Origin of the sequence: Halosolutus halophilus (genome assembly GCF_022869805.1) — an archaeon.
Lineage (GTDB): Archaea > Halobacteriota > Halobacteria > Halobacteriales > Natrialbaceae > Halosolutus > Halosolutus halophilus.
Genome location: NZ_CP094974.1, coordinates 3,543,470 through 3,559,873, shown reverse-complemented (window position 1 = coordinate 3,559,873; position 16,404 = coordinate 3,543,470). Strand labels below are relative to the sequence as shown.

Annotated in this window: 12 protein-coding genes and 1 pseudogene; 6 read left to right on the top strand and 7 right to left on the bottom strand. The window is 67.0% G+C overall.

Going from position 1 to position 16,404, the window contains the following annotated elements:
• Positions 1–95: 95 nt before the first annotated feature.
• Positions 96–683: pseudogene (locus MUG98_RS17515) on the top strand (ABC transporter ATP-binding protein); the annotation flags it as partial.
• Between the two features lie 41 nt (positions 684–724).
• Here the strand turns inward: MUG98_RS17515 and MUG98_RS17510 are convergent.
• Together MUG98_RS17510 and MUG98_RS17505 are read right to left on the bottom strand one after the other, a co-directional pair.
• Positions 725–1,786: an NAD(P)-dependent glycerol-1-phosphate dehydrogenase gene (locus MUG98_RS17510; protein ID WP_265108715.1), complete on the bottom strand. Its 1,062-nt coding sequence runs from the start codon at positions 1,784–1,786 to the stop codon at positions 725–727.
• Between the two features lie 232 nt (positions 1,787–2,018).
• A complete protein-coding gene (locus MUG98_RS17505) occupies positions 2,019–3,008 on the bottom strand; it encodes an NAD-dependent epimerase/dehydratase family protein (RefSeq protein WP_265108714.1) in 990 nt (329 codons plus the stop codon).
• 136 nt (positions 3,009–3,144) lie between these two features.
• On the opposite strand from MUG98_RS17505, the gene MUG98_RS17500 reads away from it, so the two are divergent.
• From MUG98_RS17500 to MUG98_RS17485, 4 genes are all read left to right on the top strand, one after another.
• Positions 3,145–4,146, top strand: a complete 1,002-nt coding sequence (locus MUG98_RS17500; protein ID WP_265108713.1) for an RAD55 family ATPase — start codon at positions 3,145–3,147, stop codon at positions 4,144–4,146.
• Between the two features lie 167 nt (positions 4,147–4,313).
• Positions 4,314–5,531, top strand: coding sequence for a hypothetical protein (locus MUG98_RS17495; protein WP_265108712.1), 1,218 nt, complete (start codon positions 4,314–4,316; stop codon positions 5,529–5,531).
• An 81-nt stretch (positions 5,532–5,612) separates the two neighbouring features.
• A complete protein-coding gene (locus MUG98_RS17490; protein WP_265108711.1) occupies positions 5,613–6,026 on the top strand; it encodes a GIY-YIG nuclease family protein in 414 nt (137 codons plus the stop codon).
• Positions 6,027–6,123: 97 nt separating this feature from the next.
• Positions 6,124–6,744 carry a peroxidase-related enzyme gene (locus MUG98_RS17485; RefSeq protein WP_265108710.1) on the top strand — a complete coding sequence of 207 codons (621 nt, stop codon included), beginning with the start codon at positions 6,124–6,126 and terminating at the stop codon, positions 6,742–6,744.
• Positions 6,745–6,759: 15 nt separating this feature from the next.
• Here the strand turns inward: MUG98_RS17485 and gltB are convergent, their stop codons facing one another.
• Both gltB and proS read right to left on the bottom strand, forming a co-directional pair.
• Positions 6,760–11,307 carry a glutamate synthase large subunit gene (gene gltB / locus MUG98_RS17480; protein WP_265108709.1) on the bottom strand — a complete coding sequence of 1,516 codons (4,548 nt, stop codon included), beginning with the start codon at positions 11,305–11,307 and terminating at the stop codon, positions 6,760–6,762.
• 418 nt (positions 11,308–11,725) lie between these two features.
• Positions 11,726–13,210 carry a proline--tRNA ligase gene (gene proS / locus MUG98_RS17475; RefSeq protein WP_265108708.1) on the bottom strand — a complete coding sequence of 495 codons (1,485 nt, stop codon included), beginning with the start codon at positions 13,208–13,210 and terminating at the stop codon, positions 11,726–11,728.
• A 177-nt stretch (positions 13,211–13,387) separates the two neighbouring features.
• Here proS and MUG98_RS17470 point away from each other — a divergent pair, with 177 nt between their 5' ends.
• Positions 13,388–14,359: a quinone oxidoreductase family protein gene (locus MUG98_RS17470; protein ID WP_265108707.1), complete on the top strand. Its 972-nt coding sequence runs from the start codon at positions 13,388–13,390 to the stop codon at positions 14,357–14,359.
• Between the two features lie 63 nt (positions 14,360–14,422).
• Here MUG98_RS17470 and MUG98_RS17465 read toward each other — a convergent pair whose 3' ends face one another.
• The 3 genes from MUG98_RS17465 to MUG98_RS17455 form a co-directional block, all read right to left on the bottom strand.
• The gene (locus MUG98_RS17465; RefSeq protein ID WP_265108706.1) at positions 14,423–15,130 is read right to left on the bottom strand and encodes a bactofilin family protein; all 708 of its coding nucleotides are present in this window, start codon (positions 15,128–15,130) and stop codon (positions 14,423–14,425) included.
• 101 nt (positions 15,131–15,231) lie between these two features.
• The gene (locus MUG98_RS17460; protein WP_265108705.1) at positions 15,232–15,762 is read right to left on the bottom strand and encodes an 8-oxo-dGTP diphosphatase; all 531 of its coding nucleotides are present in this window, start codon (positions 15,760–15,762) and stop codon (positions 15,232–15,234) included.
• A 100-nt stretch (positions 15,763–15,862) separates the two neighbouring features.
• Entirely contained in the window at positions 15,863–16,363 is a 501-nt protein-coding gene (locus tag MUG98_RS17455) for a hypothetical protein (RefSeq protein WP_265108704.1), read from the bottom strand.
• Between the last annotated feature and the right edge of the window lie 41 nt (positions 16,364–16,404).

Here is a 16,404-nt window from a genome sequence, read left to right as displayed (position 1 = left end):
GTGCCTCGAGCGGCCCGGGCGAGTGATACTCGCGCGCGTATTCACGCTCAGAAACTGCTGAGAAAAGCTACAAGTTACGGGGCGGGACGGGGCGTATGGCTGCGATCGAAACGGCCGCCCTGACGAAACGGTTCGGCGAGGACGTCCTCGCCGTCTCGGACCTCGACCTCGTCGTCGAGGAGTGAGAAATCTTCGGCTTTCTGGGCCCGAACGGGGCCTGGAAGTCGACGACGATCGACCTGCTCCTCGATTTCGTCCGGCCGACGACGGGAACGGCGACGGTGCTCGGACACGACGCCCAGGACGAGGCCGAACGGATTCGCAAGCGGATCGGCGTTCTCCCCGAAGGTGCGACCGTTTACGAGCGACTCTCCGCACGAGAGCACCTCGAGTGGGTCGTCGACACCGCGGAAGCCGACGACAATTCCGACGATCTGCTCGAACGCGTCGGTCTTCTCGAGGACGCCGATCGGAAGGCCAGCGGCTACTCGAAGGGAATGCACCAGCGACTGGGCCTGGGGATGGCCCTCGTCGGGGATCCCGACCTGCTGATCCTGGACTAACCGTCGTCCGGACTGGACCCGACGGGGATTCAGGACATGCGCGAACTCCTCCGCGAGGAGGCCTCGGCCGGGACCACCGTGTTCTTCTCGAGTCACATCCTCTCCGAGGTCGAGGCGGTTCGGGCGTGCGGACCTCGGGTGAGACGCGACGCCTCCGGTCGTCAGTCGATGACGCCCGTTTTCGTCGCGACTTCGCGCGCAGCGCGCTCGTTCATCCCGTCACCGAGTATCGTGTAGCGATCGCGGATCTCGTGGCAGGTCGTCAGCGCCTCGATCACGGTCTCGTCGTCGATACCGAGTTCGGCGGCGGTCGTCGGCGCGTCGATACTCGAGAGGGCGTCGCGGATGTCGCGCCAGAAGCCGCGTTCGCCGCCGTGGAGGTAGGCCGTCATGATCGAACCGACCCCGACCTGGTGGCCGTGCAGCGCCGCCCCGGGTGCGAGCCGATCGAGCTGGTGGGAGAAGAGGTGTTCGGCACCGCTCGCGGGCCGCGAGGAGCTGGCGATGCTCATCGCGACGCCCGAGGAGACCAGCGCCTTGGTGACGATCCACGCAGATTCCTCGAGTCCCGGCCGGACGAGGTCGGCGTTGTCCACGAGGATCTCGGCGGTCATCTCGGAGAGGGCGGCGGCGTACTCGGAATACTCGACGTCCTTGAGCCGCTTCGCGAGTCGCCAGTCCATGACCGCGGTGTAGTTGGAGATGATGTCGGCACAGCCCGCAGTCGTGAGTTCCCACGGTGCCTCGGCCAGGATCGCCGTGTCGGCGACGACGGCCAGCGGCGGTTCGGCGGCGACGCTGTGACGCGTGTCCCCGTCCGGAACCGAGCCACGATTGCTGACGATCCCGTCGTGGCTGGCCGCCGTCGGAATCGACAGGAAGCCCATCGAGAGGTGGTCGCTCGCCATCTTCGCGATATCGATCGCCTTCCCGCCGCCGATGCCGACGAGGTAGGCGACGTTCTCGGCCTCGGCGGTCTCGATCACGCGCTCGACGGCGTCGAACGTCGCTCGTTCGACCGTGACGATCGCGGGATCGATTCCGGCCGCCGCGAAGTCGGCGGCGATCGGATCGGCCGCGACTTTCTTCGGGGTCGGACTCGTGACGAACAGCGGCCGCCCCTGCAGGTGGAGATCGTCGATGACGTCGACGACCTCGTCCATGACGCCGTGGCCGACGACGACGTTTCGCGGCAGGCGAATCCACGTCGACTTCTCGAACATAGTTCGTTCCACGGAGGGGAGCACATAAAACCGTTCTCGTCGATCCGAGCGACCGGCACGGAATTCGGTGGCTCGTTCGCGATCGGACGGCCTCGAGTTACGATCGGACGGTCTCGCGTTCCACGCTTCCGTCTGCCCGCGGACGGCCGCCGACGGCCGAGGACGAGTTCACGAACGACTCGCGTCGACGTCGGCGACGGCACGACGGCTCGAGCGGCTCCGGGAGTCCTGATCAGAACGTGTCCAGAATACCCAGCACGCGCTCCTCGGCCTCCCGATCGGGGCCGTGCTCCCGCCCGGTCCGATCGCTCTCCGTGTGGGCCTCGACCGATCGGGCCATGGCCTCCTCGAGCGGCGTCGACTCCCAGCCCAGTGCGGCGAGTTTCGCGGTCGAGAGGACGTGGGGGTACGCCCGGTAGAGGACGTAGTCGTCGAGGGCGATGTCGCCGGCCGCGAGTTCGCGGGGGCCGGCGGTGACGACCTCCACCGAGGTCTCTAGCTGGTCGGCGATCAGGTCGACCATCTCTTCGAGCGTGACGAGTCGCCGATCGCCGACGTTGTACGCCTCACCCGCCTCGCCGCGTTCGGCGACGATTCGCATCGCGCTCGCGACGTCCTCGACGTACGCCCGGTGCCAGATATTCGTCCCGTCGCCGGGGACGACCACGCGATCGAACCGCTCGACCCGATCGATCCAGAAGTCCAGCCGCTCGGTGTAGTCGTGAGGACCGTAGACGATGCAAGGCCGGATCGACATCGCGTCGACACCGCGTTCCGCGGCGGCGAAGACGGCCCGATCGCCCTCGGCCTTGCGAGCGCCGTACGTCTCGTTCGAGTCGTCGGTCGCCTGATCGGGCGTGCACGGTTCGAGCGGCGTCTCTCCTTCGCGCTTGGGGATCTCCTCGCGGCCGTAGGCCGCGCCGCTCGAGATGTAGACGTACGCCTCGCAATCCGCGAAGATCCGGGTCGCCGCCTGCACGTCCTTCGGATAGTAGGCGACGCAGTCGAAGACGGCGTCCGGCTCGATCGTCGCGGCGGCAGCCTCGAGCGCGGAGTCGTTCGTCCGATCGCCCTCGACGTGCGTGACCCGATCGTCGGCGGCGAAGGGATCGTCGTGGTTGCCACGGTTGAAGGTCGTCACGTCGTAGCCGTGAGCGAGCAGGTCGTCCACGAGATGGCGGCCGATAAAGCGCGTGCCGCCGATGACGAGTGCGGTGTCCATGTCCGATCGTCGTCGCTGGCCGGGAAAACGATGGCGAAGCAGGCCGCCGTTTCTGACCCGGTTCCGTTCTCCCCGTCGAACAGTCAGGGCAGTCACGAAGGGGTTCTATTTCGCCGTTCGTCGTAGGGACGGCGTCATGAGTGAGCACCGATCGACGGACCGGACACCCCAGTATCCACTCCGGTGCGATCACTGCCACTACCCGATCCCGGACGAACTGCAGGAGGGGACGGACGGGCAATACTGCTCCGAGAGCTGTCGCGAGGCCGCCGACGACGAGTCGACGATGCCCGATCCCGACGCCTACAAACGCGTCGTGACGGGGATCGAACCGCTCGACTCCCTCGTACCGAACGGCATCCCGGCGGACTCGTTTCTGCTGCTCTCCGGTGACGAGGGCACCCGCCGAAGCGAACTCCTGACCGAACTCGTCTGGCGCGCCATCGAACGGGGCGAGCCCGCGATCGTCGTCGCCTACGCCAACCCGCCGACGGCGGCCCTCGAGCGGTTCTTCGGGAACGGCTGGAACGTCCTCCCGGCGCTCGAGAGCGATCGGCTGCGGATCGTCGACTGTTTCACCCACCGGCTCTCGGACCGCGAGGAGTTCCTCGAAACCTGCAGCCAGTGGCAGACGTTCGTGGGCGAGGCGGCGGCGGACTCGATCGTTGCCGTCGAAGAGCCGAGCGACGGGCCGGCGGTGGCCGAAGCGTTGCACGAGGCGCTGGACGCCCTCGAGATGACCGAAACGGGACTGGTGGCGATCGACTCGCTTGACGAACTCGGACGGCTGCTCCAGCGCGAACGCGTCCACGACTTCGTCACCGAGGTTCGCGGGACGGTCTGTACGGCCCGGTACGTGCCGATCGTTGCGGGGGCGACAACGGCCGGAAGCGACAGCTATCCGGAGGACGAGTACGTCTTCGACGGGATCGTCGATCTGCGGCTGACGGACCAGCTCGCGCCCGAGACCCGCCTCAAGCAACTCGGGGTGCGCAAACTGATCGGGGCACAGTTCCTGCCACAGTGGATCACCTACGAGTACGAACCGGCCCGTGGCCTGTTCGCGTTCGGCCCGTCGACTGACGCGAGGGAGGTATACGATCTTGCGAACGGACCGCGTGTCTCCGACCGCCGGTGAGTCGGGGCCTCGAACGCGTCGCGTCGGAACCCGATCGCCCGTCGAACGGCTGCAAGCGAACGCACGCCGTGCTTTTATTCACCTGATCGGCGAACCATCGCCCGGAGAACGAACGTAGCGACGGCCATCAGCGCCTCACCTGGGCGAGACGTCACCTCACTCCAATCATGAACGACCGATACGACGACGACCGGCGACGGCGGGATCGAGGAACCGTCCGACAGAGCGAGAGCGATCGGTATCGCGGCGACGAGGGCGGCCGGGATCGAGGCGGCGACGATCGCGGCTGGCTCCACGGGCTGTTCAGCCGCGGTGAGAGCGACAGCGAGCGTCGTCGCGGCGATCGAGGCAGACAGCACGAGACGGGTGACCGAACACGGACGGACACACCCTACGGCGAACCCGGTTGGGGTCAGAGCCCCGGCGTGCAGGGCGAACGCGACCGGAAACGAGGGGACCGCCAGAGCCGCCAGGGCCGCCAGGAGGGTCACCAGAGCCGCCAGAATCAGGACACCGGCTGGCGACGGGAGGGCCGGTCCGACGCCCGCGACCAGCGCGGACCGCCACGCGTCGCCGAGCGCGGCCGACAGGGCCGACAGCGGACGGATCGCGGCGACCAGCAACACGGGCGCCAGGAACGCCGCGAATCGAGCCAACCCGATCGCGAGATCCACCAGCCCCAGGGACGGCAGGACCGTGGCCAGTACGATCGCGAGGGCCAACAGCGACGCGGGCAGTACGAACAGCAGCGAGGCCGCGATCGAGGTAGCCGCCGCGATCAGCAGGCGGAGAGACGCGGCGGGGAGCGAGAAGGGTTCCACACCGACGCGATGCAGGAATCGAACCCCCAGTACGGCGGGGAGGCGCGCCGCGAAGGCAGCCAGCAACAGCACCAGCAGGGCCAGCCACAGGGGGGCCGGCGCGGCCAGCGGGACCATCGCGATCGCGAACAGCAGGGCCCCCAGGAGCGCTGGCACGAGGAACGCGACACCCACCAGGACCGACCGGGCCAGCCCCCGGGAGGCCGGCACCAGCGGAGCCAGGGCTCCCGTGGGCAGCAAGAGCAGGGCCGGACCGAGCAGGGGAGTCGCCACGAGTCTCGAGGCGGAGACCGCGGGCAGGACGAATCGCGTCGTGGGACCGGCGAGACGTCGCGGGACCAGCCCCGAGCGGAGGACCGAACCGGCGGCGGCCTCGAGTACGACCCCGATCGGCCACGCGACGAATCCGGAAGCTGGACCGAGGAGCGATCGAGCGGCGATCGTGACCAGAATCAGCGACGAGAACACGACTCGCGAGCTGACGAGGACAAGCGCAATCGGCGGCACGTCCACGAACAGGATCCGACTGACGAGAGCCGACGCGATCGGTACGAATCCGAGTGAGGGGCCACGCTGATCGATCCAGCGCCCCGAACGCGTCCAGAAATCACGCCAGTTTTTGTTCGTCTCGCCCTCACTCCCGGTATGGGCGGCACGTACGTGCTCGTGATCGACGTTCCGGAGGCGATCGAACTCGACGTCGGCGCGCTGGGGACCCGCGAGTTCCCTGCGGGCGCGTACGCCTACGTCGGCACCGCGTTCGGCCCCGGCGGCTTCGCCCGCGTCGACCGCCACCGCGAACTCGCCCGCGGCAGCCGCGACGTGCGCCACTGGCACGTCGATTACCTGCTCGGCCAGTCCGAGACGCGACTCGAGAGCGCGATCACGTTCCCCGACGCCGATCGGGAGTGCGAACTGGCGGATCGGCTGCCGGGCGATCGGGTCGCCGGATTCGGGGCCTCGGACTGCACCTGTGCGGCCCATCTGCTCGCCGCGCCCGACGCCGAGGCGATCCGCGAGGCGGCGACGGCCGAAGGCGGCACGCCCGCAGACGAGTGATGCCGTCGATCGGCACCGTCCGGTTCGGGAGTCGATCGCGTCGCGATCCAGCGACCGAACACCGCGAATTATCACGATCGACTGTGAAGAGGGGGCTATGTCCGAACCGGAATCAGACCCCGACGCCAGTCTCGAATCCCAGCCCGATCTCGCAGACGACGCCATGCACCGATTCCCCGTCCCCGAGTTCGAGAACCTCCCCGACGATCTCCAGGAGCGCATCGCCGACGAGACCGATCGGGCGGGCTTTACGCCGAACGTGTTCTCGGCGATGGCGTACAAACCGTCGCACTTCCGCGCGTTCTTCGCGTACCACGATGCGCTGGTCGAGGACACCGCCCTGGAGCGCGAGGAGATCGAGATGATCGTCGTCGCAGTTTCGGGCGTCAACCACTGTTACTACTGCAACGTCGCCCACGGCGCACTCGTCCGGATCTACGCGGACGACCCGCAACTCGCCGATCAACTCGTGGCGAACTACCGGACCGCGGATATCAACGACGCCCACCGGACGATGCTCGACGTCGCCGTAAAACTCACAGAACGGCCGACGGAGGTCGAGGAGAGCGATCTCGCGGCCCTGCGCGACGCCGGCTTCAGCGAGGAGGCGATCTGGGACGTTGCGGCCGTCACGGCCTTCTACAACCTGAGCAACCGGCTGGCGATGTTCGCGGACATGCGACCGAACGACGAGTTCCACACGCTGGGAAGAGAATAACCGTGACGGGGCCGATCAGTCGTCGCTCGCGGCGAACCCGGCCGACTCGACGACGGCCTCCGCCTCGGGCGAACCGGGCAGTTCGTTGCGCACGTCGTCCGAGCCCTGTTCGGTGATCGCTCGGTGGTAGGCCTCCGGCATGACCTTCACGAAGGCGTCGACCGCACGGTCCCAGTTCTCGAGGATGAGTTCGCCCCGATCGGAACCGGTGTAGGCGACGTGGTTCTCGACGAGTCGGCGCAGCATCGCCTCGTCTTTCTCTTCTAGCTCCTCGTGGAGCGAGACCATCCCGGTGTTGGCTTTCGCTTCGAACTCGCGGTCCGGGTCGTAGACGTAGGCGACGCCGCCGGACATCCCTGCGGCGAAGTTCGTGCCCGTCTCGCCGAGCACGGCGACGACGCCGCCGGTCATGTACTCGCAGCCGTGGTCGCCGACGCCCTCGACGACGGCCTTCGCGCCGGAGTTGCGGACGGCGAAGCGCTCGCCGGCCACGCCGTTGACGTACAGTTGACCGCCGGTCGCGCCGTACAGCGCGACGTTGCCGATCGCGACGTTCTCGGTCGGATCGTAGGCGGCCGTCTCCGGCGTCCGGACCGTGATCTTGCCGCCCGAGAGCCCCTTGCCGACGTAGTCGTTGGCGCTACCGTCGAGGTGTAGCGAGACGCCGTTCGCGAGGAACGCGCCGAAACTCTGGCCGGCCGTCCCCTCGAGATCGACCGAAATCGTGTCCTCGGGGAGACCGGATTCGCCGTAACGGCTCGTGATGCGGTTCGAGAGCATCGCGCCGACGGTCCGATCGACGTTGGTAACGTCGGTCGCGAGCGAGACCGGTTCCCCGTCCTCGATCGCGTCGGCCGCGGCTTCGATGAGGTCCCGATCGAGCTGGTCCTCGAGTTCGTGGTCCTGCTCGCGGATCTTGCGCCGGACCTCGCTGCCGGGATCCGCGAGGACTTCCGAGAGGTCGACGTTGCGGGCCTTCGGGTGGTCGACGTCGTCGCGCTGGGAGAGCACGCCGACCTGGCCGATCATCTCGTCGACCGTGCGGAAGCCGAGGTCGGCCATGATCTCGCGCAGTTCCTGCGCGATGAAGGTCATGTAATTAATCACGTGTTCGGGTTCGCCGGGGAACCGCTTGCGCAGGTCCTCGCGCTGGGTGGCGACGCCGACCGGGCAGGTGTTCTTGTGACACTGCCGGGCCATCACGCAGCCGGACGTGACGAGCGAGGCGGTCCCGAAGACGTACTCCTCGGCCCCGAGCAGGGCGGCGACGGCGACGTCGCGCCCCGTCTTCATCCCGCCGTCGGCGGAGACGCGGATCCGATCGCGCAGGCCGGTCCGACAGAGCATCTGGTTCGCTTCGGCGAGGCCGAGTTCCCAGGGGAGCCCCGCGCTCTTGATCGAGGTGCGCGGCGACGCACCCGTCCCGCCGGAGTGGCCCGAGATGTGGACCACGTCGGCGTTGGCCTTCGCGACGCCGGCCGCGATCGTGCCGATGCCGGCCTCGCTGACGAGTTTGACGTTGATGTCCGCCTCCTCGTTCGCGGCTTTGAGGTCGAAGATCAGCTGTTTCAGGTCCTCGATCGAGTAAATGTCGTGCAGCGGCGGCGGCGAGATGAGGCCGACGCCCGGCGTGGACTTGCGGACGTGGGCGATCATCTCGTTGACCTTCTCGCCGGGGAGGTGACCGCCCTCGCCGGGCTTGGAGCCCTGGGCCATCTTGATCTGGAGTTCGTCGGCCGACGAGAGGTAGGTGCTCGTGACGCCGAAGCGGCCCGACGCGACTTGCTTCACGTTGCACTCGCGTTCGGTGTCGAACCGTTCCGGCGGTTCGCCGCCCTCGCCCGAGTTGGACTTGCCGCCGATGCGGTTCATCGCGATCGAGTTGTTCTCGTGGGCTTCCGGCGACAGGCTGCCGAGCGACATCGCCGCGGTCGAGAACCGCTGGACGATGTCTTTGATCGGTTCCACCTCCTCGATCGGGACCGGGTCCCGGTCGCTGTCGAACTCGAGCAGTCCGCGCAGGGTCTGGAGGGTTTGCTGCTGGTCGTTGATCTGTTCGGCGAAGTCACCGTAGCGCTCGTAGTCGTTCGATCGCACGGCCTGCTGGAGCGTACCGACGGTGTCGGGGTTCCACTGGTGGTGGATACCGGTCGACCGGTGCTCGAACTCGCCGGAACGGGCGAGATTCGAGTTGTCGTCCCCGCCGAAGGCGGTCTCGTGGCGTTCGCGGACGTCCTCCTCGATCTCGGCGAGTCCGATCCCCTCGGTGCGGTTCTCGGTGCCGGTGAAGTAGTCCGCGACGAGATCCGAGTCGAGACCGACGGCCTCGAAGATCTGGGCCCCCTGATAGCTCTCGACCGTCGAGATCCCCATCTTGGCCATGATCTTCAGCAGGCCGTCCTCGACCGCACCGACGTAGGCGTCGATCGCGACCTGGGTGTCCGCGCCGTCCTCGCCGGCGGTGATGTCTTCGATCGTCTGGTAGGCGAGGTACGGGTTGATCGCACCGGCACCGTAGCCGACGAGCGTCGCGAAGTGGTGGACGGTCCGCGGATCGGCGGACTCGACGACGAGCCCGACGTGGTTGCGCAGCCCGTTGCGGACGAGGTGGTGGTGGACGCCCCCCGTCGCGAGCAGGCTCGGGATCGCCGCGCGCTCGGCGCCGACGTTCCGATCGGAGAGGACGAGCACGTCGTGGCCCGCCTCGATGGCGTCGACGCTCTCCTCGCGAACGCGTTCGATCGCCGCCTCCAAGTCGGTCCCGGGCGCGTCGCTCTCGGGTTCGTAGGTGATGTCGACCGTCGCGGCGGTGATCCCGTTGGCCGAGCAGTCTCGGATCGACTCGAGTTCCGCGTCGGTGAGGATGGGGGAGTCGAGCACGAGTTGGCGGGCGTGTTCGGGTGATTCGGAAAGCAGGTTGCGCTGGAAGCCCAGCCGGCTCTCCACCGAGGTGACAAGTTCCTCGCGGATGTAGTCGAGCGGCGGGTTGGTGACCTGCGCGAACAGCTGCTTGAAGTAGGAAAAGAGCGGGCGGTTGAACTCCGTGAGTACCGACAACGGCGTGTCGTCGCCCATCGAGCCGACGGGGTCTTTCCCCTTCTGGATCATCGGCTCGATCATGTTGTCGAGTTCGTCCCGCGTATAGCCGAACGCGGCCTGGTAGTCGCGCAGCCCGTCGACCCTCTCCCGCGGGGTGTTGTCGGCCGTGGTTCGAATGTCGTCGAGATGGACCTGCTCCTGTTCGACCCACTCGCCGTAGCGATCGTCGGTGAGATCGTCGAAGACCTCCTCGTCGGGAATGACCCGTCCCTCGTTCGGATCTGCGAGGAACAGTTGCCCGGGCTTGAGGCGGCCGCGTTCCTCGATTTCGGCGGGGTCGGCGTCGAGCGCGCCGGCCTCGCTGGCCATGATCAGGCGGTTATCGCTCGTGACGTCGTACCGGCACGGACGGAGGCCGTTGCGATCGAGCACCGCGCCGACGCGTTCGCCGTCGGTCGCCGCCACGAGTGCGGGACCGTCCCACGGCTCGACGAGCGAGGCGTGGAAGTCGTACCAGTCCTTGCGGGCCGAATCCATGGCGTCGTCGCCGCGCCAGGCCTCGGGAATGAGCATCCGCAGGGCGTGTGCGAGGTCGCGCCCGTCCTGCATGAGGAGTTCGAGCGCGTTGTCGACGCTCGCGGTGTCGGACTGGTCGGGGTCGTCGATGATCGGCTTGACCGCTTCGAGGTCTTCGAGGACGTCGCTCTCGATGTCCGTCTCGCGGGCGCGCATCCAGTTGATGTTGCCCTGGATGGTGTTGAACTCGCCGTTGTGGATGATGTTTCGGTACGGGTGGGCGAGGTGCCAGGCACCGAGCGTGTTCGTCGAGAACCGCTCGTGGACCATCGCGAACGTCGACGCCGTCCGCTCGTCGGTCAGATCGGGGTAGTAGGCGGGCACCTGCTCGCCCTTGAGCAGGCCCTTGTAGACGATCGTCTTCGAATCGAGCGAGCAGACGTAGAAGCGATCCGCGCCCTCGACGTCACGCGTTTCAATTTCGTTTTCGAGCGCGCGTCGCGCGACGTAGAGCCGTCGATCGAGGTCGTCGCCGTCGACGTCGTCCTCGGGCGTGACGAACACCTGCCAGACGTCGGGTTCGGCGGCGACGGCCGTCTCGCCGAGGTCCGCGTTGTTCGTCGGGACGTCCCGCCACTCGACGACCGAGAGGTCGTACCGATCGAAGACGTCCTCGGCGATCGCGACCAGTTCCTCGCGAGCCTCGTCGTCCTGCGGGAAGAAGATCGAGCCGGCGGCGTAGGGGTCCGGGAGAGATGCCTCGAGGACGCTCGAAAAGAAGGCGTCCGGAAGCTGGAGCAGGATGCCAGCCCCGTCGCCGGTGTTTTTCTCCGCGCCAGTGGTCCCGCGGTGTTCGAGATTGACGAGGAGTTCGAGGCCGTCGGAGACGACGTCGTGGCCTCCCTCACCGTCGAGGTCCATCACGACGCCGACCCCGCAGTTCGACCGTTCGTCCGCCGGGTCGGCGAGACCCTGCGAACGCTCGGTGGATGAGTGTGGCTGTGGCATACTCCCCACTGGCGCGACCGTACATAAGAGGCTACCCCATAATGGCTAAGGGTATTATAATCACATATAATCGGATATAAGGTATAGGGGTGTGGATGTCGATGCAGCGATCGAACGAGCGCGTCGACGGAAGTACCGCGTGGCCGGAACAGAAGTGTCAGAGGCATGTAGTGCTCACCCACCAGAGTGAACACCACACCCGTGGTTCGTTCTGTAACGGGAAGCCCTATTTGGGTAAACGATTAGGTTCCCACGTTCGACACGACGCGAGAGCGGCCGGGAAACCGTCTCGAACGCCCCCGAGAGGCGTGTTTTCGCCCACTGTTTTCATCGCTCGTACTGTCCGTCGGCGGACCGGGGACTCGACAGGTCGAGAGAAACGATCGCGGGTCGGACCACGCGATTCCGGCGAGTAGAATCAGTACGATTTCGCGAAGTACGCGATCTCGTCGGCGGCGTCGCCGCAGACACCACACGCCGCGTCGTCGTCCGGACGGACTGGTTCGCCCGCGCTCGAGCCGCCCTCCTCGGCCAGCGGCTGCATCACGATTTCGGCGGCGATCTTCTCCTTGATCGCCTCCTCGCAGGCCTGGTCGCCACACCACGGCGTCTTCACGTAGCCACCGTGCTTGCCGATCGTGCCGAGGATCTCCTCGGGGCTGTGTGCCTCGCGGACGTTCGCTTCCAGGTTCTCCGCGGCCGCGTCGTACAACTTGTCGTAGATGGCGTCGAGGTTCTCCTCGACGGTCTCGACGAGTCCCTCGCGATCGGCGACGACGTTCTCGGTGTCCGGCCGGTGGACGAGCGTGACCTCCTCGTCGTCGACCTCGTTGGGACCGATCTCCAGTCGGAGGGGGACGCCATTGAGTTCGTGTTCGTTGAATTTGAAGCCGGGATTGCGCTCGTCGCGATCGTCGAGTTCGACGCGCAGGCCCGCATCCTCGAGTTCGGCGGCGATCGCTTCCGAGTACTCGAGGACTTTCTCCTTGGTGTCGGCCTGCCAGATGGGAACGATCGCGACCTGGGTGGGTGCGATCGTCGGCGGGAGAACGAGTCCCTGGTCGTCCGAGTGCGTCATGATGAGCGCGCCGAGTGCACGCCAGGAGAGCCCCCACGACGTCGTGTAGGCGGTCTGCTCCTCCTCGTCTTCGTCGACGAACGTGATGTCGAACGCCTCGGCGAAGGACTGGCCCAGGTGGTGACTGGTGCCACCCTGGACGGACTTGCCGTCGGGCATCAGCGCCTCGACCGTCGTGGTCGTGTCCGCGCCGGGGAACTTGTCGTGTTCGGGCTTCTTCCCGCGAAGCACCGGAATCGCCAGCACGTCCTCGTAGACGCGTTCGTACTGGCCCAGGCGCGTCCAGACTTCTTCCCAGGCCCCCGCGTCGGTCGCGTGGGCGGTGTGGCCCTCCTGCCAGAGGAACTCCTTCGTCCGGAAGAACGGCTTGGTCTCGGTGGCCTCCCACCGGACGACCGAACACCACTGGTTCAGTCGCAGCGGCAGGTCGCGGTGGCTCCGGACCCACTCGGCCATGAAGGGCGCGATGATCGACTCGCTCGTCGGTCGAACGGCGAGACGCTCCTCCAGTTCCTCGTGGCCGCCCTGGGTGACCCACGCCACCTCGGGGTCGAACCCCTCGACGATGTCCTTCTCGCGCTCGAGGTAGCTCTCCGGGATGAACAGCGGGAAGTAGGTGTTCTGGACGCCGGTCTCCTTGAACCACCCGTCCAGCGCGTCCTGGATCGACTCCCACAGCGCGTAGCCGCGGGGCTTCGTGACGATGAACCCGCCCATCGGCGCGTAGTCCGCAAGCCCTGCCTTCTGGACGACCTCGGCGTACCACTCGCCGGGTTTGTGCGATTTCGACTCGGTGATCCCGAGTTCCTGACTCTCGTCGCTCATGCCTCGAACGACAGTCAGCGCGGTCTTAAACCATGCGAAGGCCGAACGGTGATCGCTCGTTCTCTCGGCCCGATCGTACGATCGACCCGATCCGACGGCCGAGCCAACCGCCGCAACGGCTCACGAGTTCTTTCCAGTTGTCGAATGTTTATGGACGTCGGTTACGAATGTAAGTCCATGAAAGCGATCGAGGTAACAGAGTACGGAGACAGCGAACAGCTCGCGGTCGTGGACCGAGAGGTTCCGGTGCCGGAAGCGGGCGAGGTCCGGATCGACGTCGAAGCCGCGGGGATCAACTTCGCCGACATCATGCAGCGCCGAGGGCTCTACCCGGGTGGGCCGGACGCTCCCTACGTCCCCGGCATGGAAGCCGCCGGGACGATCGACGCGACCGGCGAGGGCGTCGGACTCGACGAGGGCGATCGCGTCGTCGCGATGGTGAACACCGGCGGCTACGCGGAGTACACCACCGCCGACGCCCAGATGCTCTTTCCCATTCCGGAGGGGATGAGTTTCGAGGAGGCCGCGGGCTTCCCGGTCCAGTTCCTCACCGCTCACTCCTGTCTGTTCGAGTGGGGCGGCCTCGAGGAGGACGAGACGGTCCTGATCCAGGCCGCCGCCGGTGGCGTCGGGACGGCCGCCGTCCAGTTGGCCACGAACCACGGTGCAGAGGTGTTCGGCACCGCGAGCACGCAGGAAAAACTCGACCTCGCGGCGGAACTGGGCTGTGATCACCCGATCAACTACACCGAGACGGACTTCCGCGAAGTCGTCGACGAGGAGACGGACGGCGAGGGCGTCGACCTCGTCCTGGAGAGCGTCGGCGACGACGTCTTCGATCGCAGCCTCGACGCGATGGCCCACTTCGGCCGGATGGTCACCTTCGGGGTCGCGAGCGGGGTCCCCGCGAGCGCCGAGAACCAGCGGCTCCTCTTCGAGAACAAGACCGTCAAAGGATTCCACCTCGGCCAGGCCGCCTACCACGACCCGAGCAAGATCATGAAGGCCGTCCCCGACCTCACGCAGGGGCTCACGAACGGCGACCTCGAGGTCGTCCTCGGCGACTCGTTCGCGCTCGAAGACGCGGCCGACGCCCACCAGTACATCGAAGACCGCAAGAGTTCCGGCAAAGTCGTCCTGAAGCCCTGACGACTGCCGCACCCGATCGCGCGACCCGGATCTGCAATCCGATCGGGCGACCGGAGACCGCCGTTACTCGTCGTCTCCGCCGTTCTCATCCTCGCCCTCGCGCTCATCTTCGTCTTCACCCTCGCGCTCCTCCTCTCCATCCCCTTCATCTTCGTCCTCGTCGTCTGTCCCGTCCTCGTCTTCCTCATCCTCGTTCTCGTCCTCGTCTTCGTTCTCTTCCTCGTCTTCGTTCTCTTCCTCGTCTTCGTGCTCTTCCTCGTCTTCGTTCTCTTCGTCGCTTTCCCGATCCCCGTCTCCGTCCTCGTCTCCGTCGGCTCTCTCGTCTTCGTCAGCAGCCGCGCCATCCTCGTCGATTTCCCCGCCGACCTCGGCGTCGTCACTGACGTCGATCGACTCGGCGGTCACGTCGCCCTCGACGATCGCACCGGGGCGGATCGTCACCGCCGTGCCGGAGACGCTCCCGTCCACGGCGGCGTCCTCGCCGATCGTCACCGACACGCCGCTGACGTCACCGCCGACCGCGACGCCAGCACGGACCTCGACGGGACCGTCGGCCGAGACGCTCTCGTCCGTATCCTCGTCGATCGTAACGCCCGTCACCGAGCGGTCGTCGGTTTGGGATCGATTTCCACCGACGTCCCTGATCTCGTTCTCGCACTCGCCGTCGCACTCACCGTCATCCTCGTCGTCGCCCAGACAGCCCGCGAGCGCGGTCGTCACCGCGCCAGCGGCCGCCACGAGGACCGATCGGCGTCGAGACGTCTCGCGCATACGAACTCGGGGCTACCACGGCCCCGGTGAAGAACGTTATCGCGCCCTTCGCTGGCCGAGAGCGTCGGTACAGGGCGTTGACAGTCTCGAGCAGCGATCAATCACGGCCGGTCGTCGAACGAGACGCCCCGCTCGAGGTCGTGATCGACGAAGGCGGCTTCGTCCAGCGGCTTGCCGCCCTCGAACCGGAACTCGCCGGCGACGGTGTCCCCCTCGAGGACGGCCGGGAGCCAGAGTCGATCGTCCTCCCACATCCGATCGTAGGGCACCTCGCCGACCGGAACCCACTCCGGGCGGGCCTCGTCGGAGGGGGTCGGCTCGCCGTCGAACGATCGGGTCCGGTAGACGTGACAGAACGTGTGCGGGTCGCCGTCGAGCGTAAACGTGAGTTCGCCGGCTTTCGTCACCTCGCGAACCGCGAGTCCGACCTCCTCGCGGGTCTCGCGAACGGCACACTCCCGGGGCGTCTCGCCGCCCTCGAGTTTGCCGCCGGGGCCGTTGTACCACCCCTCGCCGAGACCGCGACGCTTCTCGATCAGGAGCACTTCGTCGGTCGCGTCGCGTTCGTCCCCGCCCGATCCGTCCCCGGGAGCGCGGTTCCGGAGCGGAAAACACAGCGTCGCCTCGATCATACCGGGATGTTCGTCCGATCGCGAATAAAGCCCACCATCACGATCCGGTGCGATCCCGGACACCCCTTCTCACGACGTGTCGCGATGGTCTCATCGTCCGTCACGACGTCCCGCGATCGATCCCGACGACGGTCAGGTACCCCACGTACAGCAGGGCCGCGACCACGAGCGCGGCGGCGAACACCGTGACGCCGACGTAGCCCTCGAGTGCGACCTCGGGTCGTTCCCAGAGATACGCCCCGCCTTCGACGGCGAAGACGAATAAGCCGCCGTAGACGACGGCGAGCGCGATCGCGCGCGCGAGCGTGATCACGTCGAGGGTCCCCCGCTGGAGCAACTCGAGGACGAACAGGAGGGCGACGGCCAGTCCGTAGAACGGTTCGGGAATCGCCTGCCCGAGTTGTCGCGGCCCCTGGATCGCGACCACCCCGTAGTACGCCAGGGCGAGCAACACGGCACCGACGAGCGTCAACGTGAGACCGTACCCGCTCGTATCCGTGGGCGACGGGACGGCGCTTGAGCTGGGGTCACCGGCGTCGGATCCGCCGTCGAACGTCGGCGAAGACGCCCTCTCGCGATCGTCGACCGGGTCGTCCGGCATACGTTGCGGTCGTGCCTGCAGGGGCTTTGTTAGGGAGTCCG

What these genes read in the sequence shown, in the direction of transcription:
- MUG98_RS17510 (WP_265108715.1), bottom strand. Translation starts at nt 1,786, where the DNA reads ATGTTCGAGAAGTCGACGTGGATTCGCCTGCCGCGAAACGTCGTCGTC.
- MUG98_RS17505 (WP_265108714.1), bottom strand. Translation starts at nt 3,008, where the DNA reads ATGGACACCGCACTCGTCATCGGCGGCACGCGCTTTATCGGCCGCCAT.
- MUG98_RS17500 (WP_265108713.1), top strand. Translation starts at nt 3,145, where the DNA reads ATGAGTGAGCACCGATCGACGGACCGGACACCCCAGTATCCACTCCGG.
- MUG98_RS17495 (WP_265108712.1), top strand. Translation starts at nt 4,314, where the DNA reads ATGAACGACCGATACGACGACGACCGGCGACGGCGGGATCGAGGAACC.
- MUG98_RS17490 (WP_265108711.1), top strand. Translation starts at nt 5,613, where the DNA reads ATGGGCGGCACGTACGTGCTCGTGATCGACGTTCCGGAGGCGATCGAA.
- MUG98_RS17485 (WP_265108710.1), top strand. Translation starts at nt 6,124, where the DNA reads ATGTCCGAACCGGAATCAGACCCCGACGCCAGTCTCGAATCCCAGCCC.
- gltB (WP_265108709.1), bottom strand. Translation starts at nt 11,307, where the DNA reads ATGCCACAGCCACACTCATCCACCGAGCGTTCGCAGGGTCTCGCCGAC.
- proS (WP_265108708.1), bottom strand. Translation starts at nt 13,210, where the DNA reads ATGAGCGACGAGAGTCAGGAACTCGGGATCACCGAGTCGAAATCGCAC.
- MUG98_RS17470 (WP_265108707.1), top strand. Translation starts at nt 13,388, where the DNA reads ATGAAAGCGATCGAGGTAACAGAGTACGGAGACAGCGAACAGCTCGCG.
- MUG98_RS17465 (WP_265108706.1), bottom strand. Translation starts at nt 15,130, where the DNA reads ATGCGCGAGACGTCTCGACGCCGATCGGTCCTCGTGGCGGCCGCTGGC.
- MUG98_RS17460 (WP_265108705.1), bottom strand. Translation starts at nt 15,762, where the DNA reads ATGATCGAGGCGACGCTGTGTTTTCCGCTCCGGAACCGCGCTCCCGGG.
- MUG98_RS17455 (WP_265108704.1), bottom strand. Translation starts at nt 16,363, where the DNA reads ATGCCGGACGACCCGGTCGACGATCGCGAGAGGGCGTCTTCGCCGACG.